At 65.1% G+C, this 19,874-nt stretch carries 24 protein-coding genes; 20 read left to right on the forward strand and 4 right to left on the reverse strand.

The genetic code is table 11. The features are described from left to right. The first annotated feature begins 12 nt into the window (after positions 1–12). The 7 genes from MRBLWH10_RS05620 (at position 13) to MRBLWH10_RS05650 (ending at position 3,937) form a co-directional block, all read left to right on the forward strand. The gene (locus MRBLWH10_RS05620) at positions 13–237 is read left to right on the forward strand and encodes a hypothetical protein (protein WP_105674487.1); all 225 of its coding nucleotides are present in this window, start codon (positions 13–15) and stop codon (positions 235–237) included. 6 nt (positions 238–243) lie between these two features. Further along, positions 244–846, forward strand: coding sequence for a nicotinate-nucleotide adenylyltransferase (nadD, locus tag MRBLWH10_RS05625; protein ID WP_105674489.1), 603 nt, complete (start codon positions 244–246; stop codon positions 844–846). Further along, entirely contained in the window at positions 843–2,075 is a 1,233-nt protein-coding gene (locus tag MRBLWH10_RS05630; protein WP_341941941.1) for a hypothetical protein, read from the forward strand. Before nadD ends, MRBLWH10_RS05630 begins: the two co-directional genes overlap by 4 nt. Before the next feature lie 4 nt (positions 2,076–2,079). Then, positions 2,080–2,451 (forward strand): ribosome silencing factor, encoded by a 372-nt coding sequence (gene rsfS, locus MRBLWH10_RS05635; protein ID WP_105674495.1) that lies wholly within the window; start codon positions 2,080–2,082, stop codon positions 2,449–2,451. 1 nt (position 2,452) lies between these two features. After that, the gene (locus MRBLWH10_RS05640; protein WP_341941942.1) at positions 2,453–3,142 is read left to right on the forward strand and encodes an SDR family oxidoreductase; all 690 of its coding nucleotides are present in this window, start codon (positions 2,453–2,455) and stop codon (positions 3,140–3,142) included. Positions 3,143–3,242: 100 nt separating this feature from the next. Further along, complete coding sequence (locus tag MRBLWH10_RS05645; RefSeq protein WP_105674499.1) at positions 3,243–3,527, forward strand: hypothetical protein; 285 nt, start codon at positions 3,243–3,245, stop codon at positions 3,525–3,527. A gap of 164 nt (positions 3,528–3,691) precedes the next feature. Further along, on the forward strand, positions 3,692–3,937 hold the full coding sequence (locus MRBLWH10_RS05650) for a hypothetical protein (protein WP_341941943.1): 246 nt from the start codon (positions 3,692–3,694) through the stop codon (positions 3,935–3,937). Between the two features lie 406 nt (positions 3,938–4,343). On the opposite strand, the gene eccCa is transcribed toward MRBLWH10_RS05650, so the two are convergent. The 4 genes from eccCa to MRBLWH10_RS05670 all read right to left on the reverse strand — a co-directional run bounded on the left by eccCa (position 4,344) and on the right by MRBLWH10_RS05670 (position 11,254). After that, positions 4,344–8,237, reverse strand: a complete 3,894-nt coding sequence (eccCa, locus tag MRBLWH10_RS05655; RefSeq protein WP_341941944.1) for a type VII secretion protein EccCa — start codon at positions 8,235–8,237, stop codon at positions 4,344–4,346. Then, positions 8,234–8,767: a hypothetical protein gene (locus MRBLWH10_RS05660; protein ID WP_341941945.1), complete on the reverse strand. Its 534-nt coding sequence runs from the start codon at positions 8,765–8,767 to the stop codon at positions 8,234–8,236. The genes eccCa and MRBLWH10_RS05660 overlap by 4 nt, the downstream gene beginning before the upstream one ends. Positions 8,768–8,988: 221 nt before the next feature. Continuing rightward, positions 8,989–10,272 (reverse strand): EsaB/YukD family protein, encoded by a 1,284-nt coding sequence (locus MRBLWH10_RS05665; RefSeq protein ID WP_341941946.1) that lies wholly within the window; start codon positions 10,270–10,272, stop codon positions 8,989–8,991. Positions 10,273–10,519: 247 nt separating this feature from the next. Next, on the reverse strand, positions 10,520–11,254 hold the full coding sequence (locus tag MRBLWH10_RS05670; RefSeq protein ID WP_341941947.1) for an FHA domain-containing protein: 735 nt from the start codon (positions 11,252–11,254) through the stop codon (positions 10,520–10,522). 403 nt (positions 11,255–11,657) lie between these two features. On the opposite strand from MRBLWH10_RS05670, the gene MRBLWH10_RS05675 reads away from it, so the two are divergent. The 13 genes from MRBLWH10_RS05675 to MRBLWH10_RS05735 all read left to right on the forward strand — a co-directional run bounded on the left by MRBLWH10_RS05675 (position 11,658) and on the right by MRBLWH10_RS05735 (position 19,538). After that, positions 11,658–11,912, forward strand: coding sequence for a hypothetical protein (locus tag MRBLWH10_RS05675; protein ID WP_341941948.1), 255 nt, complete (start codon positions 11,658–11,660; stop codon positions 11,910–11,912). 30 nt (positions 11,913–11,942) lie between these two features. Beyond that, on the forward strand, positions 11,943–12,257 hold the full coding sequence (locus MRBLWH10_RS05680; protein WP_341941949.1) for a pore-forming ESAT-6 family protein: 315 nt from the start codon (positions 11,943–11,945) through the stop codon (positions 12,255–12,257). 17 nt (positions 12,258–12,274) lie between these two features. Then, entirely contained in the window at positions 12,275–13,294 is a 1,020-nt protein-coding gene (locus MRBLWH10_RS05685; protein ID WP_341942567.1) for a DUF6177 family protein, read from the forward strand. Continuing rightward, a complete protein-coding gene (locus MRBLWH10_RS05690; protein ID WP_341941950.1) occupies positions 13,294–13,665 on the forward strand; it encodes a hypothetical protein in 372 nt (123 codons plus the stop codon). Before MRBLWH10_RS05685 ends, MRBLWH10_RS05690 begins: the two co-directional genes overlap by 1 nt. After that, positions 13,662–13,994 carry a DUF6507 family protein gene (locus MRBLWH10_RS05695; protein WP_341941951.1) on the forward strand — a complete coding sequence of 111 codons (333 nt, stop codon included), beginning with the start codon at positions 13,662–13,664 and terminating at the stop codon, positions 13,992–13,994. Before MRBLWH10_RS05690 ends, MRBLWH10_RS05695 begins: the two co-directional genes overlap by 4 nt. Positions 13,995–14,025: 31 nt before the next feature. Next, positions 14,026–16,251, forward strand: coding sequence for a hypothetical protein (locus tag MRBLWH10_RS05700; RefSeq protein WP_341941952.1), 2,226 nt, complete (start codon positions 14,026–14,028; stop codon positions 16,249–16,251). A gap of 6 nt (positions 16,252–16,257) precedes the next feature. After that, positions 16,258–16,797, forward strand: a complete 540-nt coding sequence (locus tag MRBLWH10_RS05705; protein WP_341941953.1) for a hypothetical protein — start codon at positions 16,258–16,260, stop codon at positions 16,795–16,797. 99 nt (positions 16,798–16,896) lie between these two features. Continuing rightward, complete coding sequence (locus MRBLWH10_RS05710; RefSeq protein ID WP_341941954.1) at positions 16,897–17,169, forward strand: hypothetical protein; 273 nt, start codon at positions 16,897–16,899, stop codon at positions 17,167–17,169. Between the two features lie 17 nt (positions 17,170–17,186). Then, positions 17,187–17,468: a hypothetical protein gene (locus MRBLWH10_RS05715; RefSeq protein ID WP_341941955.1), complete on the forward strand. Its 282-nt coding sequence runs from the start codon at positions 17,187–17,189 to the stop codon at positions 17,466–17,468. Between the two features lie 166 nt (positions 17,469–17,634). Further along, the gene (locus MRBLWH10_RS05720) at positions 17,635–18,063 is read left to right on the forward strand and encodes a hypothetical protein (protein WP_341941956.1); all 429 of its coding nucleotides are present in this window, start codon (positions 17,635–17,637) and stop codon (positions 18,061–18,063) included. Between the two features lie 28 nt (positions 18,064–18,091). Further along, positions 18,092–18,649 (forward strand): T6SS immunity protein Tdi1 domain-containing protein, encoded by a 558-nt coding sequence (locus MRBLWH10_RS05725; protein ID WP_341941957.1) that lies wholly within the window; start codon positions 18,092–18,094, stop codon positions 18,647–18,649. Positions 18,650–18,660: 11 nt separating this feature from the next. Further along, positions 18,661–19,188 carry a DUF4870 domain-containing protein gene (locus MRBLWH10_RS05730; protein ID WP_341941958.1) on the forward strand — a complete coding sequence of 176 codons (528 nt, stop codon included), beginning with the start codon at positions 18,661–18,663 and terminating at the stop codon, positions 19,186–19,188. A gap of 23 nt (positions 19,189–19,211) precedes the next feature. Further along, positions 19,212–19,538 carry a hypothetical protein gene (locus MRBLWH10_RS05735; protein ID WP_341941959.1) on the forward strand — a complete coding sequence of 109 codons (327 nt, stop codon included), beginning with the start codon at positions 19,212–19,214 and terminating at the stop codon, positions 19,536–19,538. The last annotated feature ends 336 nt before the right edge of the window (positions 19,539–19,874 follow it).

Raw genomic sequence — 19,874 nt, forward strand, 5'->3', positions numbered from 1 at the left:
ATTGGAGCCAGGATGAACCTCGTCGCACAGATCGCGATGGCCGCCGCCGAAGCCGAGCATGAGGGCAACATCCCGCTCGAGACCGTGATCTTCGGCATCGTCGCCGTGATCGTGTTCACCGCGCTCGCGCTGGTCACGCTCTCCTACAAGAACGTCGCCAACCGCCACTCGGCGAAGGCCGAGGCGTTCGCCGCGAAGCACGGCAAAGACGGCCACGAGGCAGGACACGGCCACTAGGCCCACATGAGCACCACGACCTCGCGCCCGGCGCGCATCGGCGTGATGGGCGGGACGTTCGATCCGATCCATCACGGGCACCTGGTTGCCGCCAGCGAGGTCGCGCATTCCTTCGGCCTCGACGAGGTCGTCTTCGTGCCGACGGGAGTTCCCTGGCAGAAGTCCGACGTCACGCCCAGTGAGCACCGCTATCTGATGACCGTGATCGCGACGGCATCCAACCCGCAGTTCACGGTCAGCCGGGTCGACATCGACCGCGAGGGCCCGACCTACACGATCGACACCCTGCGCGACCTCAAGCGCGACCGGCCGGATGCGGAGCTCTTCTTCATCACCGGAGCCGACGCCGTGGCGCAAATTCTCAGTTGGAGGGACCATGATGAGTTGTGGGAGCTGGCCCATTTCGTCGCGGTCTCTCGCCCAGGGCATGTCCTGAGCACAGACGGCCTCCCACCCGGTGACGTCAGCCAGCTCGAGGTTCCGGCGCTGTCGATCTCATCGACGGCCTGCCGTGAGCGGGTGCACGACGGAGAGCCGGTCTGGTACCTCGTTCCCGACGGGGTCGTTCAATACATCGCGAAGCATCATCTGTATCGGAGCAAGGCATGAGTACATCGGATCAGCAGGAGCAGGGTCCGCTGACGCGAAAGCAGCTGCGGGAGATCCGGTTGACGGGTTCGACCCCGGTCATCACGGAGGAGGAGGCCGCGGCCGCCGCCGCGGCGCCGACGATCCCCCCTGCACCGCCGCTTCCGCGTGCCGCCGAGCCCGTCGAGGTCGCGCCTGCTCCCGTCGCGGATGCCGATGTCGATCCGGGCTCCGCACCGCTCACGCGCCGACAGGCCCGAGAGCAGGAGCGCATCAAGACCGCCTCCGTGCCGGTGATCGGCGGAGACGTCGACGATGACAGCACTGCGGATGCCGCGGACGACGCCGCCGTCGAGGTCGAGGCCGTCGAGGCAGACGCCGTCGAGGCCGAGGTCGTCGAAGAAGCTCCGGCCGAGGAGATCGTCTCAGCTGTTCCCACCTTCGCTCCGCCTGTCCCGGGCTCTTCCGACGACGACCTCGACGACGACCTCGGCGATCAGGTCGACGTCGCCCCCGTGAGTGCGGCGGCGGCCGTCGAGACCGCCGGCGACGTGCCGATGCACGCCGATGCCGAGAGCGCTGCCGAGCCCGTCGAGATCGACCTGGGGCACGTCGACGACGATCCCGTTGTGGCGGTCGCCGCCCTCGGCATCGAGGTCGAGGAGCCGGACGACGAGCACGACGAGGATGACGTCCTCGCCGACGCCGCGGCGGGGGATGACGACGTCATCTCCGAAGACGAGCGCCCGACCGTCAGCCCCGAGTTCGGCAGCGGACTGCTCGCCGATGACGCCGAGGCGCAGAAGCTGACCGTGCCGTCGTTCGACGAGCTGCTCACGTCGAACGACTCCAGCGGCTCCCAGCACTCCGCCTCCAACACCCTGATCTTCAACCCTCCGTCGGGGGAGGCCACGCTCGACGGTCCTGTCGCGTCCACGGGCGAGATCCTCGTCACCGGCTCCTACGAGCTGCCCCAGGGCATCGGCTCGCAGGGCCACGCACACGGCATCGCCGACGGCAAGGAGGTCGACGCCGTGCTCATCGACGGAGAGCTGCCTCCTGCGTCCTCTCCCACACCGATCGCCGCCAGCTCGGCGATCAGCACCATCAAGCCCGCCGGCGAGGTCATCCGCCCGCCGGCGCCCGAAAAGGGCAACAAACTCATGCTCACCCTGATAATCGTGGCGGGTGGTCTCGCCCTCGCGGTGGGCGTCGTCGTGGTCATCGCTCTCACCACGAAACTGATCTGATCTGATGCAATCACCTGAAACCGCCGAAGAGATGCTGCAGCTCGCAGTAGACGCCGCCGTCAGCAAGGGCGGAGAGGATCTGGTCGCGCTCAACGTGTCGGAGCCGCTGCCGCTCGTCGACATCTTCCTGCTCGTCACCGGCAACAGCGAGCGCAACGTCGCCGCCATCGCCGACGAGATCGAGGACAAGCTCATCGAGTCCGGACACAAGCGGGTCCGCCGTGAGGGACGTGCGGAGGCCCGCTGGGTGCTGCTCGACTTCGGCGACCTCATCGTGCACGTCTTCCACCAGGAGGAGCGGGTCTACTACGGCCTCGAGCGCCTGTGGAAGGACTGCCCCGTGGTCCCGTTCGAGCTCGCCGCCGACCCCGCCTGACATGGCTGCGCACCTGATCACCGGAGCGGGCTCCGGCATCGGTGCGGTGGTCGCCCGTCGGCTGCTCGACCGTGGCGACGACGTGATCCTGCTGGTCAGGGATGCCGGGCGCGCCCGTCAGCTCGCCGAGCGGTTCCCCGGTGCGTCCACGCTCGTCGGTGACCTCGCCGTTCCGGGTCGCCTGTCGTGGGCGCTGTCGAAGCAGGCTCTTCCTGACCGGCTCGACTCGCTGATCCACGTCGCGGGCGTCGTCGACCTCGGTTCCGTCGCCGACCTTCCGCCCTCGCTGTGGGAGCAGCAGCTCGCGGTGAACCTGGTGGGCCCGGCCGAGCTGACGAGGCTCCTCCTTCCGGTGCTGCGGGTGTCGCAGAGCCGCGTGGTGTTCGTCAACTCCGGTGCTGGGCTGCACGCCCATGCCGGATGGTCGGCGTACGCCGCCTCCAAGCACGGTCTGAAGGCCCTGGCCGACGCTCTGCGGGCCGAAGAGGCCGAGCACGGGGTCAAGGTCACCTCGATCTACCCGGGGCGCACAGCGACGCCCATGCAGGAGCGCGTGCACCAGCAGGAGGGGCGTGAGTACGATGCCTCGCGGTTCATCGCCCCCGAGTCCGTCGCCGAGACGATCCTCCTGGCGCTCGATCTCCCCGACGACGCCCACCTCACGGAACTGACGGTCCGACCGAACGGCTGAGAGACGCTGTCTCGGAGCGGCCCGTATGTCAAGGGTCTACCGTCGCCGCATCCGCTGGGCGAGACTCCCTCACGGGGAGAGAGTCTTGGAGGCCCACCAGATGTCCGTCGATCCTGATCCGCGCTTCGTGCTGCATCGCCTCACGCCGTCAGAGTGGGTGATCAACGACCTGCGCTACGAGGCGGACGACACCCGGCATGTCGTCGCCTGCGTGTACGAGCTCGCCCCGACGGAGGTCGAGGTGGTGTGGCTCCGGGAGCTCCCGCTGTCGAGCACCTACGGCACACCGTTCGAGGTCCTCGAGCAGATCGAACGGATCCAGGGGACGAGCAGAGCGACGCGGCCGGTGCCGATCCCGCACCGCCCGCCGCCTCGGGCACGCTGACGCGGAGACGGGAAAAGCCCCTGGCGAACCAGGGGCTTTCTCGGTGGACCTGAGGGGACTCGAACCCCTGACCCCCTGCATGCGGTGCGTGCAGTCTGGTCCTTTCTCGTCGTTGGTCGTTCCCTACGGATTCTAGGCATCCTGCGCCCGTTTGTCTTCCTCGGATGCTGGTCGTTCCCGGTCATTTCGCGTTGTTTGTGGGGAGTTTGTGGGGAGCGCTGGGCCGGATCCAGGCGGGGCCTACGAGCGGCATTGTGGTCGATGTGCTTTCGGGCGGCGCGACTGCTGCAAGGAACAAACTCACGGCCAGCTTCCGCTCGTCGACGATGTGTATCGAGACGATGCTCGAAGGCACGACGAAGTCGGTCAGGGGCACCGCAGATGATGGAGAGGGGAATGCTGGACGATGAGCCGGTGATGCTCACGCGGTGGACGCGCCGGCTCGCAGGAGCCGAGGACTCTCTCGTCGCTGAGGACGAGCATCCCGCCGATGCACGATGGCGCGCCAACAATCTCAGTTGTTTTGGGATTCGCGGTCGTCGGTGGTTGACGCTTCAGCGAGGTGAGGTCTGATCATGTCCGAGAGCGAGCACCGCGACCAGGCGCATCACGGTCTGCGGGAACGACTCTGACCAGGGCGAGGCAACCACTGAATCGTCGTTCACATTGGCGCGAGCGGCGCATGGACAGCGACGAGATCACTTGTGATCAGGTTTCCAGGACGGCCGTGGTCTGCTCCGCAGTGAACTGACCGTCGTCAGAGCTGCTCGAGCGGCGGGCGCGGGCGCAGGGGACCAGTTACCCTGCGTCTCGCCGTCAGATTCTGTGCGCGATCTGGATGAGTCGAGGTGGCTGCCCTCGTCGGACGAGTGTCGCGCGTCCGGGGACCGCGTGGGTGGCGTGGACGCCGGGCCAGAGGGGGCCTTCGGCTCTTTCGCCGGACAGGATGATCCCGGTGCCGCCGGTGTCTTTCACGGTGAGGATCGCCCGTTCGAACAGTGCGCGTGCGGCTCCGGCGACAGGGCGGGTGAGGATGACGGTGAACTTGAGATCGCGGGAGGACGCGAAGTACGGCAGTAGCGGGTCGAGGGGGCTGTCTCCGCCGGACGAGAGAATGTCGTAGTCATCGACGATGAGCACGATTCGCAGTGTCGTGGGGGCGTTGTCGTTCTGACGCTTGTCCAGCTCGTGCGCGAGAGCTGCGGCGAGTTGCCGTGCTTTGGTGATGTTGTTCGCGTGCCCGCCAAGATAGTCGTCAGGCACCGAAGTGGAGAGCCCGCTGCGCGGTTCCATGAGGGCGATGACGAGTTCCTCGGGTGAGTGCCGGTGGATGAGGGTTGTGAGGACCTGGCGAAGGAAGGTGGTCTTGCCGCTGGCGGCGTCCCCCAGAACGAGGATGTGTTGGTCGGTGCTTTCCAGGTCCAGGAGCGCTGGCTCCATGGTGTCTTGCCGGAGACCGATCGGTAGCCGGTCTGGCTCGTCGAACTCGTCGGGCATCGTGTCGGGGCTGAGGTCCTCTGGCAGGAGGCGGATGGGGGAGGCGGCGGGCCCCTGCCAGGAGGCCGCGGTCTGCTTCGCGAGCTCGGTGAGAGCGTCTCCGATGTGGTCGTCGTCGACGTCGTTGATGGTGGGAAGAGCAATCTGACCGAACAGGCGTGTGTCGGTGAGGGAACGCCCCGGCTGGGTGCCGCGAATCGTCTCGGCGAGTTTGCGGGCCACGGCCGACTCGGTGGGGTCGTTGAGGCGCAGCTCGAGTCGGTTGCCGATGAGGGGTTGAAGGCTCATTGTGACCTCGCTCCAGCGGGTCAGAGCGAGGACGAGGTGGAGGCCGAAGCTTCCGCCGCGGGTGAGGAGGTCGGCGAGTTTGTCCGCGAGGTTCTCGAATTCGGTACGGACGAGCCCGTACCCGTCGATGAGGACGACGACGTCGGGAGAGACGATAGACGGCAGCTCACCGGACGCGTGCTTGTTGCGGAACTGGGCGAGCGACTCGATGCGGTGGCTGCGGAAGAGTCGCTCTCGCTCGGCGATCATCAGGTGAAGTTCTTCCAGAAGCCGGAGCTGCTGTTCACGATTCGCACGGGTGGCGATGCCGCCGACGTGAGGGAAGTCTTCGAGACGGGAAAGACCAGAACCGGTCAGGTCGAGACCATAGATCGTCACCTGCTTGGGTGTATGTGTGGTCGCGATTCCGGCTGCGAACGTGCGCAGGAAAGTGGTGCGTCCAGACTGCGGCGCGCCGACAACGGCGAAGTGTCCCCCCGACCTGGTCAGATCGAGCTCCCATACGCCCTGCGTCTGCCTGGCGGGCTCATCGAGAACGCCGATCGGGACGTGCAGGAGCTGGGGGTCTCGTCCTCCGAGAACCCGGAAGAGCGGCATCCGGTCAGGCAAGGGCGGCAACCACACGGGCGGCGTCGTGAGCACTCCTGCTCGGAGCCGGGACACACACTCGTCTAGCAGGGCGGGCCCGTCCGATACGCCAGACAGGGCGGGGGCATCGTGGCCGGTTGCACCCTGCTCGATCGTGTTGTACCGGGGTTGAACGAACGGGCCCCATTTGGCGTCGTCGGCTTGGAGCTGCGTCGCTGGTCTTGGGACCGGGCCGGAGACGTAGGCAGCTTTGAACCGTGTGTAGACGGTGGTGTCCACCTTGAGGTATCCGTACCCGGGGATCGGGGGCAGATGGAACGCGTCCGGGGTCTCGAGGATGACGCTCGACTCCTGTTCGGAGAACGTGCGCAGGCCGAGGCGGTAGGAGAGGTATGTGTCGAGTCCGCGTAGACGGCCACCTTCGATCCGTTGGCTGGCAAGCAGGAGATGGATGCCGAGCGCCCGGCCGATCCGTCCGATCTGAAGAAGCAGGTCGATGAAGTCCGGTTCTGCGGTGAGGAGCTCGCCGAACTCGTCGATCACGACGAAAAGGTGCGGCAGCGCGGGCATATCGGGGTTCTTGTCCCGGGCGTCGCGGTAGTCGGTGATCGAAGAGAACGAGCCGGCATCTTTCAGCAGTCGCTGACGGCGGACGATCTCTCCTTCGAGGGAGGACTTGGCGCGCTGGATGAGCTGGGCGTCGTCGGCGAGGTTGTCGATGAGCCCGGCGATGTGCGGCAGAGACTGGAACGGCGTGAACGCGGCGCCGCCTTTGTAGTCAACCAGGATCATCGATAGGTCGTCGGGACCGTGCGTCAGCGCAAGGCTGAGGATCAGTGTGCGGAGGAATTCGCTCTTGCCGGATCCTGTGGCGCCGATGCAGATCCCGTGTGGTCCCATTCCACCGTGTGCGGACTCTTTCAAGTCGATGTGCACGGGGGATCCATCGTCTCCGACCGCCACAGGCACTCGGAGGAACTCCGTTCTGCTCTGCGGACGCCACCGCGCGGGAGAGAGATCGTCGATGCTCGTGATGCCGAGGAGCTCGAGCGCGTCCTGCTCCTGCTCGGTGCCTTCCTCCCGCTTCGATGCCGCGGACAGCCGGAAGGGCGCGATGCGTGACGTGAATCCCGCGAACAGGTCGAGAGCGAGGCTGTCCGGGCGGACCCTCTGGGCGGATGCGGCCACGGCGGGGGTGGTGTCGATGCGGAGAACTGGCTCAGGGCCATGGTCGATGGTCAGTCGGATGCTGGTGTCGCTCGGTTCGTGGAGCCGGTCTCGGACGATGCTGATGATGGTGATGCCCAGCTGGGCAGGGGAGAACCCGTCTGGCATCGGTATCGATGACGCCTCGCAGGAGGTGTCATCGATGATCAGCAGGAGCGGTCTCTCGACCGTGCCAAGCAGGTTCCCGTTGCGCTGCCGGACCGCGGCGCGCGCCGCCCGTGCGGTGACATCGTCCCGGACCAGCGCCATCAGCTCAGAGGGATCCTGTGCGACGCGCCGCGCCGAAACGGGACCGTCCCAGACATCCAGGAGCGCGTGGGGCAGCAGATCGAATCCGGTGAACGCGTCTATCTGATCGGGCGGCGAGGCGAGCCCAATCTGAAGGTCCTCGGGCGCGTGGGTCGACGCGAGCTGCGCAATCAATGAGCGAACCAGTCCGGTGGTGTGCTGTGGATCACCGACCACCGAGACGATCCCGGCCTGACGAAGCGGGACTGTGGCAGGCATGCCTGCGATGCGCGACTGACCGGCGATCACGTTCCGTGCCTCCCCGACCATGATCGAGTCGAACGGTTGCACCGGGGTGGACTCGAGGGGAAGGGAGAGCGAGAACCAGTCGACGTCACCGATCCCGACCCGGGTCACGAGGAAGTCGGCATCACGGCGGCGGCGCTGCCAGATCCGCTCCGGGTCGCCCAGTATCTCAGCAAGCCGTTCCGGTGCCGGATGGATCCGCAACGCCTGGGTCCGCGCTCGATTCTGCTGGCCGCGGAGTTCCCCGCGAAGGTCCTCAAGATAGTCGAGATACCGTTCACGCTCTCTGAGACGTGCGCGGGCGACCTGTCCTCGTTGTCCCACAGCCATTCCGATGCCGCCCACAAGCGCCACGGTCAGCACGAGAGCACCGACGACCACCATTATCGGATTGGCGCGCAGCACGACGATCATGATGATCGACGACAACGATCCGAACACGGGAAGCAGCGTCCGAAGCGGGATACCGCCAGGGACGGCGTCGCCCTGCTGCGGGGGAGCCGCGATCACCCTCGGTTCCGGTTGCGCGAGCGGCGCCTCGATACGCGCCGGACGGTGGATATGCCGGACGTTCACATCTGCTCCTCGGCGCTGAAGCCTGCCCGACGTACGGCAGCCGCCATTGCCCGTGCCATGGTCATCGTCGTACGGGCCGGGGCACGCCCGGCGGCCATCGCGGCATCGTGGCGGAAAGCGAGGAGCGGGATGGGCAGTCGCGGGGTGACTTGCCGCGGCCAGCTCGAGCGTCTGCCTGCGATGTCGGACAGCACCACGATCGCACGGCAGTCGTCGAGCTGCGCCTCCGCAGCACGCGCGAATGCGATCGCAGACTCTGCGGAGTCCCGCTCCCAGCTGCCTGCGACGCAGACGACGTGCCCGGTGAGCGCGGCATCCGTCGCGTCAGGGAGGGAGAGCGCGCCCCAATCGGTGCTCACGATGTCGAAGTGGCGCACGACCGGGGCGACGACCCGATGCCAGTCCGCGGTCGTGCCGCGTTCGAAGGACATGGCGACGATCCCGTTCTGTTCCCGCATCCATGCACGTGTGTCGGCGGGAATGCGAGCGAAGGACTCTTCGGACAGCGGCGCCCCTTCGCGAAGGATCATGCTCCCAGACTGCCCAGGGCGGGTGTCGACCGAGAGCACCCGCCCCCTCCGTCCTCTGCTCAGTTCGCGCACGGTGAGCGCCGCAACGGTGGACAGACCGGTACTCCGTTCCGTGGCGACGAACGAGCATCGAACGCTCCGTCCTACAGACGCCGTGATTGTGGTCAGCTCGTCGATCAGGACGTGCTGCGCCGCCGCCGTCGGACGTGTCGCAGACATGGTCATGAGAACACCGCCAGCAGGAGGGAGTAGACCCCGAACACGCCGAGGAGCATCGGCAGCATTGACAGCGCGGCGATGGCCTCGAGGAGATCCCCGAATCGCCGCCAACGGACCCGTCCGTGGGGGCGGGGACGAAGAGTGCCGAGGAGAAGCACCAGCAGCGCGGCGATGAGACCGAACCCGACGAGCACAGAGTCAGGCCACGGGTGAGGGAGCAGGGTCGCCGTGACGACGCCGACAAGCGCCGCGATCCACAGCGCCCACGCTTGAACGGCATGAGGCATCACCCGGGTTCGCAACATGAGAATGAGCAACAGGGCGGCTCCGAGCAGCACGGCGAACACGTCGCCGCTGGCGAGGAGCACGGCGAGCGCGAAGGCCCCGAACCCCGCGACGGCGAAGACCGCCCAGGAGAAAAGACCATATGCGTCAGCAACCCGCGTCAGGATGGAGGCGCGTGACACGGGGGTTCCCGCGAGCCCCACGTCATCGAGCGCAGTGACCCCAGAGATCGCCAGCGCCACTGATGGCAGCGAGCCAAGCAGCAGCACGACGCACACCGCCACGATCGCCGCGGCACCGGACGGGCTCGCCCCGCACAGCGAGGAGACGAGCACAATGACGGACAAACCGGTTCCCACTGCGCCCCCGACGGCTGCGCGCCGTGACCCTGCGGCCCCGAGAGCGATCCATGTCAGCCCCATTCCCAACGGAACGACCGACCACGGAGACAGGAGAGGAAAGCCCTCCTGCATGACGGCGACCAGCTGAGGGACGGCGCCCAGGGCCGGTGCGACCGCGACGAGGCCTATGCGAGCCGACTTCACCCAGCCAAGAACCACAGCGAGGATGACGAAGGCGGCGAAGAGGACGGGGGCAAGCCAGAGCGCATCCGGGACGCTGCGCACCACGAGCAGGGACAGGACGCAGAGCGACACTCCGGTCGCTACCGCACGGTGGACGCTGTTCCATCCGTGCACGGCGGCATCCTGCCGTTCTGCGACCGTATCGGTGACGTCTGAAACCTCCGGCGGCGCGGGCGCATCGGATGCGGGAAGAAGCCGAAAGATCGCCCCGTCGAGGACGCCCTGCGCGGCCAGAGTGTCAGAGATGGGGGTCTCGGTGCCGAGCAGCGACACGAGGACGTGTCCGTCAGCGGTCGGCGGTTCGCGGAGGAGGTCCGTCACTTCGGGAAGCAGAACGGCGAGCGGTTCGTCGGAGGGGAGTACCAGCGTCGCTCTGCGCGTCGAGCCGATGATCGTGACTCGGGTGAACTCTGTCATGGGGTCTTATCCTCCACAGAGGTCGAGGAGCTCGGGGCAGGCGAGGCCTGCGAGATCACACTCATGGCGAAGGAGACGCCGACGCAGATCGCGCACACGACTGCCGCGATCACGAGGCTCCCGACGAGGCGTCCGACAAGCGTCGACACTCCTCGCCGCACTCCGTCGGTACCGCCGAGGAACGCGCCGCGCAGACGGCCGCGATGAATGCGAACAGCCTCCAGGAGCGCCTGGTCGTCATGACGGCTCATTGCGCGCCTCCGTTCTCCGGTCGTGAGCGTGCCTCTACACGGAACCGATGTCCGCCCGCTTCGATCAGGTCGCCGAAGTGGAATGTGGTTGGCTGTGACGGGGTAAGGTCGATGCCGTTCAACAGGGTCCCGTTCGTGGAAGACAGGTCGGTGACCGTGAACACACCGGCGCTCTGCGTGATCCGGAAATGTCCTTTGGATAGCTCTCGGTCCAGGTCCGGCACTGCGACGGTCGTGACGCCGTCACGAGGAGACGGGCTGCGCCCAACGAGCATGTCTGCGGCCATCGTTACGCGCATCGCATCATCGACGACGAGCACTCCGCTGGCTGCTCGCTTCTCGGGGACCGCGGAGATCAGCTTCTCGGTTCCGGTGTGATCTCGGTGGAACGACGCCGGCAGTGGGGGAATCGTCGACAAGAGCTCTGGCAGGTTCGTTGCCGGCATGAGGAGGGGGACTTCGCGGTGCGGAAGCACGGGGTCCGCGCCATTTCGAGTGTCGGCGATGAGCCATCGTCGCTCTCGCAAGCCGGGTGCGGACAGGGTGGCCGAACCGACAACGCGTGCGCCGACCGCCCACAAACCCACGGTGCGCCCCTCGCGCAGGATCATACCCACAGTCACGGTAGCTGCGAGGAAGAAGACGACGATTGGGAATCCGGGGAGCCGTCCGCTGGTCATCGTGGAGAAGATGACGGTGATGAGCACCGAGACAGCCACGTCCACGCTCACCGCGATCGCCAGCCGGATCGGATGCGGCCGTTGTACAGCTCTGGCGAAAGCGACGGGCGCGGCCTGCGACGCGACCGCGAACGGCTGACCGCAGTGCGGACAGATTGCGCTCCTGCTGCGTCGCGGCGTGCCGCAGTTCGCGCAGACCATCGAACGCCCCCCGGCTCTTCGTGCACCTGTAGTACGGCGGCACCTCCGCCGCCGGAACACTCTACCGAACCATCGAAGACATGAAGATCATGCTTTCCCCAGATGTAAGGGATATCCACACTCTCCACGCTGATAGTCCTCGCTCGACACACGGAGATGTCATACTGCGGGAATGAAATTTGCTATGGGGGGCGACGTTCTGTCGCAGTTGACGAAGAAGACGTCGGGATCAAGCGATGACCTGGGTGCGCTCGTGAAGCAGCTCGCACAGGCAGGAGAACCGTTGGAGGGCAAGTTCAACGGCGCCGGTCGTGCGGCTTTCGACCAGTTCAAAGCGCAGAGCGACCAGATCTCGGTCGAGCTGAACGCGGCACTCGCCGCGGTGCTGGGTGGTATCTCGGGCATGGACATCGCCTTCAAAGAAGGCGACAGCGACATGTTCGAGCAGACCAGGTCCACGGAAAGCTCGGTGTCGTTCGACGCCGCCCGCTTCTCCTCGACCCGCTGACCCGCCCACACGGAGAAAAGAGATCACATCATGGCTGGAAACCAGACCGACCGTCGCGATTTTGACCTCGCGGCGTCCCAGACAGCACAAGACAACTTCCTCGCCGTCGCATCCCGTCTCGAAGCGCTGATCGATCAGCGGGACGCGGATGTGAAGACCGCGATGAGCGACTACGACGCCACCGGCGTGTCCGACGACTACGCTGCGAAAGAGCTGCGGTGGAAGAACGCCGCGGATGGCGTGCGCACGATCATCAACACGCTGAGGCAGTCGATGGCGCAGAACGACGAGACGGCGCAGGCCGCGCTGAACCGGGCGAAGAGCGCGGTCGCGAACATCGGCTGACGGAAGGTTACTTCGGGATGACCGACTTCGATCATCCGCTGCTGGACTTCATCGACGGCCCGTTCGCGTGCACGGAGGCACGCGGGCTGACGGCGTCCTTCAACGAGCCTCTCGCGGACTTCCTGCTCTCCGCGCGCACCGCTGGTCTTACCCCCGTGGTGATCACCCGCCCGGACGCATGGTGGACGTTCGCCGCCCGCTACTACCTCGACCTGTTCGGCGGATGGTCGCTGGTGCGCGCCGGTGACCTGTTCGTCGACCCTGTCGGCGCGAAGACCGCGAACACTGTGTCCGAACTGCTGGAAACTCGCGTTCATGCGGAGCTCCCTTCCCAGGAAGCGCCCGAACTCCTGCAGGCCGTGCTCTCCGTGTCCATCCACCACTCCGCGTCAGAGCACACGATCCTCGGCCGGCTCGTCGACGCCGTCGGTCGGGAACTCGGCGACAGCACCCCCGCAGCATGGGGTGCGCATGAGCCGGCGACGCTGGCGTGGGATCTGGTCTCATTCACCACACATGCGCGGTCCCAGATGCCCGACGCGCGCGCCTTCGTCACCGGTGGTGGTGGGGCTCTGCAAGGAGTTCATCGTGCCGAACGTACGAACGCGGGTGTTCTTGAGACATTCACCGCGGTGATGCCGATCGCATCGCTGGGCGCGTCGACAGAGACTATCGCGGACCGCGCCACACGCGCGCTGACCGCGATCGCGGTCGCATTCTCTATGCCGTTGTTCGGGTCGGTGACGGTGGTCCCCGGGTGGCGCGACGGGAGGGTTCCCGCGTTCGGGGCACAGCCGCCCGCCGTGCCCGTCGCGGTACTGATCGGTCCTCGAGCGGTCCGCGCTCTCGGCGTGAACTTGCACGAGCTCGCGGAGCGGTTCGACGTGTCGGAGGCGGGACGTCGGCGGATTCCGTCGCTGATCGCGGCGTTCAGCAATCCTGATGTGCCGCCGTGGCGTCAGGCGGATGAGCTCGCCCGCGTTTTCGGCACGGACGCGTTGGCGCGTGCCGTGGAAGCCAGCGGGGGAGGAGCCTGATGCCGATCGAAGTCACCCTTCTCGCGCAGACCGCGCTGACCGTCGACGAACTCCGAGACTTCGCGGAGACATTCGACCCTCCGTTTGTCGCGGCCGAGACCCGAGCCGGCGGCACGGTGGAGTTCACGGAGTTCGACCACACCCGGGTGCTCATCCTCGGTCGGCCGCGGCGGGTCGAGACGCCCACCGACCTTCGCCGGCTGTTCCCGGAGGAGACCCGGCAGCTGGATGACGCGGGGACTCTGACGGACATCACAACGATCATCGAAGGCGTCCTGCCTTTCGCGCAGTATCGGCGCGGGCTGGCGTTGATGTTCGCGTTCGAGGAAGCCACGGGTGGCAAAGCAATCGTGAAAGGGATCACGCTATGACCAGCTGGCAGCTGCAACCGGACGGGATCAACGCGACGATCCTCGCGACCGACGAGAAGGTCCAGGGGTTCTCGACCGCGGTCGCGGATCTGGCGACGACCGTGGGCGAGCCGCTTGCATCCGGATCCGGGTTCGACGGGATCGTCGCCAGCGCCGTGCTCGGGTTCCTGGAGGAACAGTCAGCGGGCCGGCTGACCGCAGTGGTCAACGGATGCCAGAACACCATGACCTGCACCGCGGACGCCGCGACGGCATTCCTGCAGGGCGATGAGCAGATGGCCGTGAACACGATCGCGGCCGCAGACACGACGACCACGTTCACGTTCTGAACGACACTACTCACATGATGGGGGGCCTCGCATGGCGAATGCGAGCGACACGAAAGCCGGTGACGGTCTCGTCATACCGGACAAGATCCCAGGCGACGACCTGAAACCGGACAACATCCGCGCTGCTGCTGACGCACTCGATACCGTCGCGACGTCCTACAACACAACGGCCGACGATGTCGACACCGCCTGGGCGGCGATCCCCGCATCCTTCGTCGCGCCGGGCGCAGAGATCGTCTACGCGGGCATGTCGAAGCCGACTCAGTCGGCGCGCACGTTCGCGACGAAAGTGGGGACAGTGACTGGGGCGCTGCGCACCTACGCAGACAGCCTCGCGGCGGTGAAGAAGACCCTCAAGGCGATCAAGGCGGACGCGGAGACGTTCCTCACTGAGTTCGACGCGAACCATCGGGTCTGGATGAACGCCCGCGACACGCAGGAGTACGAATGGGACTCGAACCTCGGTGCGGGCACGGCGGCGACCGCGCGGGGGATGGGCGCCGGGGGCGAGGACCCCATCGCGTACCTTCGCGGTCGAGGTGAGACAGCGCGTTCGAAGGGCGGAACCGCGCAGATCCGTGTGCACTGGTCTCAGTCCGGTGATCATGTCGCCCGGAACAACGCCCTGATGGATCGGATCGCGGACGCCTACGCGAAAGTGAACGCGCTCGAAGTTGAGTGCGCGAACACGATCAACGGGCAGCGGGACGACTGCGTCGCCGAACTCACTCCCGTCGAAGCGTGGCAGTTGAAGCAGGGCGGGGAGAACACCGTCGACCTCCCCTGGGGGCACCGCACCGACGAGCAACGCAACTGCGGAGAGAGCTTCGGCAACGGCATCGTCAGCTCCGCCGTCGGCGCAATCCAGGGACTCGGCGGTCTGATCGGGTACAACCCGATCAAGAACCAGTTCTGGGATGGTGAGCACGCGCTGCAGGCATGGGGAGGGACGCTCACCGCCGTCGGGTCGCTTCTCATCGTCAGCACGAACCCGCTCGCCCCGCTCCTCGGAAGTCTCGGCGTCCCCATCTACAAGGAAGCCACCGACAACACAGCCTCAATGGTCAAGGGCCTCGTCGCGTGGGACACCTGGGCCACCAACCCCGCCGAAGCAGCCGGCGCTGTCGTGTTCAACGTCGGCACCCTCTTCATCCCCGGCGTGAACGTCGCCAAGGGCCTCTCGATCCTCTCCAAGTTCGAGATCGTCGCCGGCGCCATAACCAAGGTCGACAAGATCGTCAGCAAACTCGACGACCTCTTCCCCGGCGGAAAGCCCCCGCACGTCGACATCGACGCCCCACGCCTGGACACCCACCTCCCCGACACCCACCTTCCCGACGGCACCGGCGCACCCCGCGTCCACATCGACGAACCAGACACCCCGACCATCCCCCACGACACGACACCACCGGTCCGCGATCATGACGGACCCGGCACGCATGAGGATCCGCCCACCCCGCACGAATCCCTGGGCGGAAAAGCTGATGGTAGCGACGGTGCCCACGGTGATGGCGAAGGAAGCGGCACAAGCCACAGCGTTGACACCGAGGGGCATGGCGGTACGGACGATCGCAGTGACTCTGGCGGCGGGAACGGTGACGGTTTGTCGAACACTGACAACGGCCCCCACGAGTCCGGCGACTCGTCAGGCATCCCGCCCGAGGACCAAGCCCGCATCGACCGGTACGAGCAACTCATCAACGCCACGAACCCTGACGGAACTGCCAGGTTCAATGACTGGGTTCGACGGATGTGGGAAGGTGAGATCTTCAACATCGAGAACCACCACAGGTACCCCGTCAACGAACTTCACGTCACGAGGCCTGGAGACGGCAACTATAACCGCATCGACTCCTTCATCCCGGACCAGGAAGTCGTGTCTCGCAAGAACACTCAACTATCAGGGATTGAGCCGAGCACAGCGAACTCCTACCTCAATGAGCTCGTCAACAAGTACGGGTTGAGGCGTGACGACATCGTCATCGCAGACACTCCTTCTAACCGGCGAGACCTTGAGAATGCCGGCTACGACCCCGATGACTACATCGGAGAGCCCCTCAACGGGCAGCAGGTTCTGGAGGTCCCGGTCCAGAAGGAGTGGCCATCGTTGGACTTCCTGCTCCGTGCCGAGGATAAGCGCGTTGCAATCCGGGACGCGACAGGAACAAGCTGGGTCGTGTCCGTGGATCGCGCTACGGTAGTGGAGATCCGAGCAGACGGCACCAGCGTTGCTCACCCTGCCCTTTTGAGGAAGTAAGGACAAATGACGAACTGGCGCTATTGCGGTCGATTCAACGACTGGACCCAGAACGCACTTCCGGATGACACTGGGCTGTCTTGGATCGAGGAGACTGAGGCACGTAGCCGGTATCATGATCCTACTAAGGAGCTTGCAATTGTCCCTCCCGTGGACGCAGCGACAGGTCTCGTGCCTTGGTTCATTACGGTGACAACCGCGGAGAATCCTTCCTTCACCGTGACCTACCAGCAGCCTCCCGGAGTGCCTAGAGCAGAGACCCGGTGGAAGAACCTCGGAGACGGCCGACTTTTCGCCCACCGTGCGGAGCTCTGGGAGTACCCGGCGGATTTCAACTTGCCCGTGGCGATGCGTCAAAGCGATGCGCTGATACACTTCGTGACTCGAAACAAGGAAGACGGGACAGGGCGCCTGACGATTCGCGAGAAGGGCAGCACTCGGGTGACGACGGCGGATCGGACGTTTGATCCCGCTCTGCTGTACGCACCGGTCCCTGAGTGGGGACAATGGAACCTGCTCGCCGCGACGGCCGTTCCAGGGCAGTAATCCTCGAGTGGAGCGCTTAGGCGTACTCGAAACGTTACTCGGACCATTGCAATTGACCCAGCGCCGGCGGCATGGGAGCGCGCAATGATGGAGAATGGCATGAACCAAGATCTGAGCAAAGGCATCATTTCCTTTGTTGGATGGGGCACGGGTGCAACGCTCCCCGGTCGCCATCCTGAGCGAATTGAAGATCCCCACCTCAAGCATCAGGTGCTTGCGGTGATCTCGCAGGCGGACGAGGAGAAGCCAGGTGATCAGGATCTTTGGGTCTGGGCAGCATGGGTGGGAGAGAAATTGAGCTCCACGCACCCCGAAATTTCACAGGATGCAATCGAGGCGATCATTGCATTGATCACATTCGAGTGGCGCTAACAGTGTCGAGTGGTGGTGTGCTTGAAGAGCTCGTGCAGCAGCTGATTGCGATAGGTTTCAGTGGTGAAGCTGCACGGGAGATGGTTTGGGTTGCCTCTGGGCCAGGTGATCTCACGGGCCGGGAATTCAACATCATTTCTCAGGGTGATGGGGCCTACGGAATCCTGAAGCCGAGCGACAGGGCAGGATTCTTCCCTGCTCTGGCAGATGACGGTGTCGAGTTCAGCGGAACTTTGGATCAGGCTTTTGAGTATGTCTTGGTGGCTTGCGGCCGCAGGAAATCGAGTCGTTCAATCTAGTGATGCCCTAATGATCAAAAGCTGCCGCCGGGGTTGCTGGGGGATATCCGTATGAACGTGGACTTCCATGTCAGTGACATCGTCAACGGGGGGAAGAAGTTCACTAGTGCCGATGGTGTTGTCCGTGTTCGCCCATAGGCTGGAGGACGGGCGGAAGGGGACGGGAATGACAGATCGCTATGGAGACAACCACGAACAAGTCGAGAGCTTCCTCGATGTGGCCTGTTCTCTACAGTTCGAATTCGTCGAGCCGATCGTTGCTGAAACTCGATCGCAAGAAGTCCGCGATGCGCAGGACGCATTGTTCGCTGTTCGCTTCTCTGCTGCCAGACACTCCGCGGTCGAGTCTGCTTCTCGGACGCTTGTAAGAACTCTACGAGAGGAGTTTCCTACGCCGACGACGGCTGCGGAACGTGTGGTGCTAAACAGCTTCACCGGAATGTTGAACTCTGCGGTCTTCGCTTTCGCGTCGCGTCCTGTGGTCGGCGATGAGACTGTGGGTCTGGTCGTGGATCCGTTCGCTTCGCGCTTGGGTTTCGAGTGGCGCTCTTGGGGTGTCAGCGTGAACGGTGATCTGGAGGGCCACCGTGGCTGAGTTCGTTCGGTTCGAGTCGGTGGCTCCGGTGCCGGAGCAGACCCTCGCGTCTCTTGAGGCGTGGGCGGTGTTTCCTCGGGAGATCATCGAGCTGTGGCGACGTTGGGGCACGGGTTTCATCGGGGCGGACGGGTTCGTGCGGATCATCGACCCGTCCCGCTACATCGGGTTCTTGCCGGAGTGGTTCACCGACACGCAGGGTGCGGTGCCGTTCCTTGCGACCGGGATGGGTGATCTTCTGGTGTGGCAGCCGGGTCCGGAGCCGGGCGGTGTGATCCGTCACGTTTTGTACCGGGTCGGCGACATTCAGAACATCAATCCGCAGTTCGAGACACTGTTCTCCTTCCTGGAGAACGATCAGTATCTCGACAGTTGGATGCGTCGCGGTGACTATCCAGGCGGTATCGCACGGTTGGGGCGTCCTGACCTCTATGAGGCGTTCTTCTACACGCCGTTCCTGCCGCTCGGCGGCCGAGCGGGGGCGGAGCACTTGAACCGTGGGGATCTCGCCGTGTCGATCTCGATTTTCACGCAGATGCTCGGGAAAGCATCGATCGTCCCCGGCGCTCCGGCGTCCGGAAACTGAGAAAGCAGGCCATGTCGAGTTCGCACGAATCGAGCGGCACCCCAGCCCAAGGGATCCCGACCTCCCCTCCGCCTCCGGCGTACGCGCCGCCCGCGCCAGGTCACCTTGGTGCTGTCCCGCCGGGGTACACTCCTTCGCCTCCCGTCCCATCGACCGGCGGGTCGTCTTGGGGGCTGGGGTTCCTTGCGTACATCCCGATTCCCATCGTGAGCATGCTCATCGCGGCGATCGCGATGATCTGCGCGTACCCCTCGACCCGCCGCAAGGGCGTGGCGGTGGCGACGGAAAACGCGCGGTATGCGGCGAACTGGGGCTTGACGATCCTTGTCTTCTTTGTGGCGTCCGCGGCGTACATGGTCGGCTTGTTCTCGTTGTTTCCCGAGGCGAAGAACGGCTTCCTTCCCGGCGGCTGGCCGATCGTCGGCTTCGTTCTGCTCTGCGTGCTACACCTCGTCGTCACGATTATGGGCACTCTCGCCGCCAGGCGGGGCGACGTGTTCCGCAACGCGCTCGGCATCTCGTTCCTTCGCCGGCGCTGATCCGAGGCAGAAGTAAGGAGCGCATGACTTTCGAGATTCCGGAGATTGTATGCGTTTGCGGTTCCATGCGGTTCGCGGAGGAGATTCGAACTGTTGCCCGTGAGCTGACGCTAGCGGGGGTGATCGTTCTCGCACCTGCCGATGCAGATGGGCCAATTCCTCCTGCTCAGAAGAAGATTCTTGACGTCCTTCACTTGAGAAAGATCGACCTCGCCGATCGTGTTGTCATTGTGAATCCGGACGGGTACATCGGCGATTCGACGCGAAACGAGCTTGCCTACGCGAGCTCAGCCAACAAGCCTGTTTCTTTCACCCATGGGAAGCCAACTTCGCGGCATTCCGATAGCTAGTGAGGATCTAGAGGGCGAGTGTCTCCGTTTCGTTGAACGCGGTGAGCGGGGACAGCATCCTGGGGTGGGCACGGCTGTTTCAGTCCGTGGCGTTGTGAATCGTTGCTGAGCGGCTTGTCGGGACGTGCCAGGCGACTGGCCGACTGCTTCCCATGAATGACCGGCGCCTCGCGCTGTCTGCACCGCAGAATTCGGCGGGACAGGTGCTCTTCGGTGTCGATGTGCGTGTCGCTCATCATCACCACATGCGCGGCGCGGACGCAAAAGTGTGCAGATCCGGACTCGAGTGCGTCCGGATACTCCCCGTTGTTTGCCACTGGATCTGGTCGGAAAGTG

It is taken from the genome of Microbacterium sp. LWH10-1.2 (genome assembly GCF_038397765.1).
Lineage (GTDB): Bacteria > Actinomycetota > Actinomycetes > Actinomycetales > Microbacteriaceae > Microbacterium > Microbacterium natoriense.

What these genes read in the sequence shown, in the direction of transcription:
- MRBLWH10_RS05620 (WP_105674487.1), top strand. Translation starts at nt 13, where the DNA reads ATGAACCTCGTCGCACAGATCGCGATGGCCGCCGCCGAAGCCGAGCAT.
- nadD (WP_105674489.1), top strand. Translation starts at nt 244, where the DNA reads ATGAGCACCACGACCTCGCGCCCGGCGCGCATCGGCGTGATGGGCGGG.
- MRBLWH10_RS05630 (WP_341941941.1), top strand. Translation starts at nt 843, where the DNA reads ATGAGTACATCGGATCAGCAGGAGCAGGGTCCGCTGACGCGAAAGCAG.
- rsfS (WP_105674495.1), top strand. Translation starts at nt 2,080, where the DNA reads ATGCAATCACCTGAAACCGCCGAAGAGATGCTGCAGCTCGCAGTAGAC.
- MRBLWH10_RS05640 (WP_341941942.1), top strand. Translation starts at nt 2,453, where the DNA reads ATGGCTGCGCACCTGATCACCGGAGCGGGCTCCGGCATCGGTGCGGTG.
- MRBLWH10_RS05645 (WP_105674499.1), top strand. Translation starts at nt 3,243, where the DNA reads ATGTCCGTCGATCCTGATCCGCGCTTCGTGCTGCATCGCCTCACGCCG.
- MRBLWH10_RS05650 (WP_341941943.1), top strand. Translation starts at nt 3,692, where the DNA reads ATGCTGGTCGTTCCCGGTCATTTCGCGTTGTTTGTGGGGAGTTTGTGG.
- MRBLWH10_RS05660 (WP_341941945.1), bottom strand. Translation starts at nt 8,767, where the DNA reads ATGATCCTTCGCGAAGGGGCGCCGCTGTCCGAAGAGTCCTTCGCTCGC.
- MRBLWH10_RS05665 (WP_341941946.1), bottom strand. Translation starts at nt 10,272, where the DNA reads ATGACAGAGTTCACCCGAGTCACGATCATCGGCTCGACGCGCAGAGCG.
- MRBLWH10_RS05680 (WP_341941949.1), top strand. Translation starts at nt 11,943, where the DNA reads ATGGCTGGAAACCAGACCGACCGTCGCGATTTTGACCTCGCGGCGTCC.
- MRBLWH10_RS05685 (WP_341942567.1), top strand. Translation starts at nt 12,275, where the DNA reads ATGACCGACTTCGATCATCCGCTGCTGGACTTCATCGACGGCCCGTTC.
- MRBLWH10_RS05690 (WP_341941950.1), top strand. Translation starts at nt 13,294, where the DNA reads ATGCCGATCGAAGTCACCCTTCTCGCGCAGACCGCGCTGACCGTCGAC.
- MRBLWH10_RS05695 (WP_341941951.1), top strand. Translation starts at nt 13,662, where the DNA reads ATGACCAGCTGGCAGCTGCAACCGGACGGGATCAACGCGACGATCCTC.
- MRBLWH10_RS05700 (WP_341941952.1), top strand. Translation starts at nt 14,026, where the DNA reads ATGGCGAATGCGAGCGACACGAAAGCCGGTGACGGTCTCGTCATACCG.
- MRBLWH10_RS05705 (WP_341941953.1), top strand. Translation starts at nt 16,258, where the DNA reads ATGACGAACTGGCGCTATTGCGGTCGATTCAACGACTGGACCCAGAAC.
- MRBLWH10_RS05710 (WP_341941954.1), top strand. Translation starts at nt 16,897, where the DNA reads ATGAACCAAGATCTGAGCAAAGGCATCATTTCCTTTGTTGGATGGGGC.
- MRBLWH10_RS05720 (WP_341941956.1), top strand. Translation starts at nt 17,635, where the DNA reads ATGACAGATCGCTATGGAGACAACCACGAACAAGTCGAGAGCTTCCTC.
- MRBLWH10_RS05730 (WP_341941958.1), top strand. Translation starts at nt 18,661, where the DNA reads ATGTCGAGTTCGCACGAATCGAGCGGCACCCCAGCCCAAGGGATCCCG.
- MRBLWH10_RS05735 (WP_341941959.1), top strand. Translation starts at nt 19,212, where the DNA reads ATGACTTTCGAGATTCCGGAGATTGTATGCGTTTGCGGTTCCATGCGG.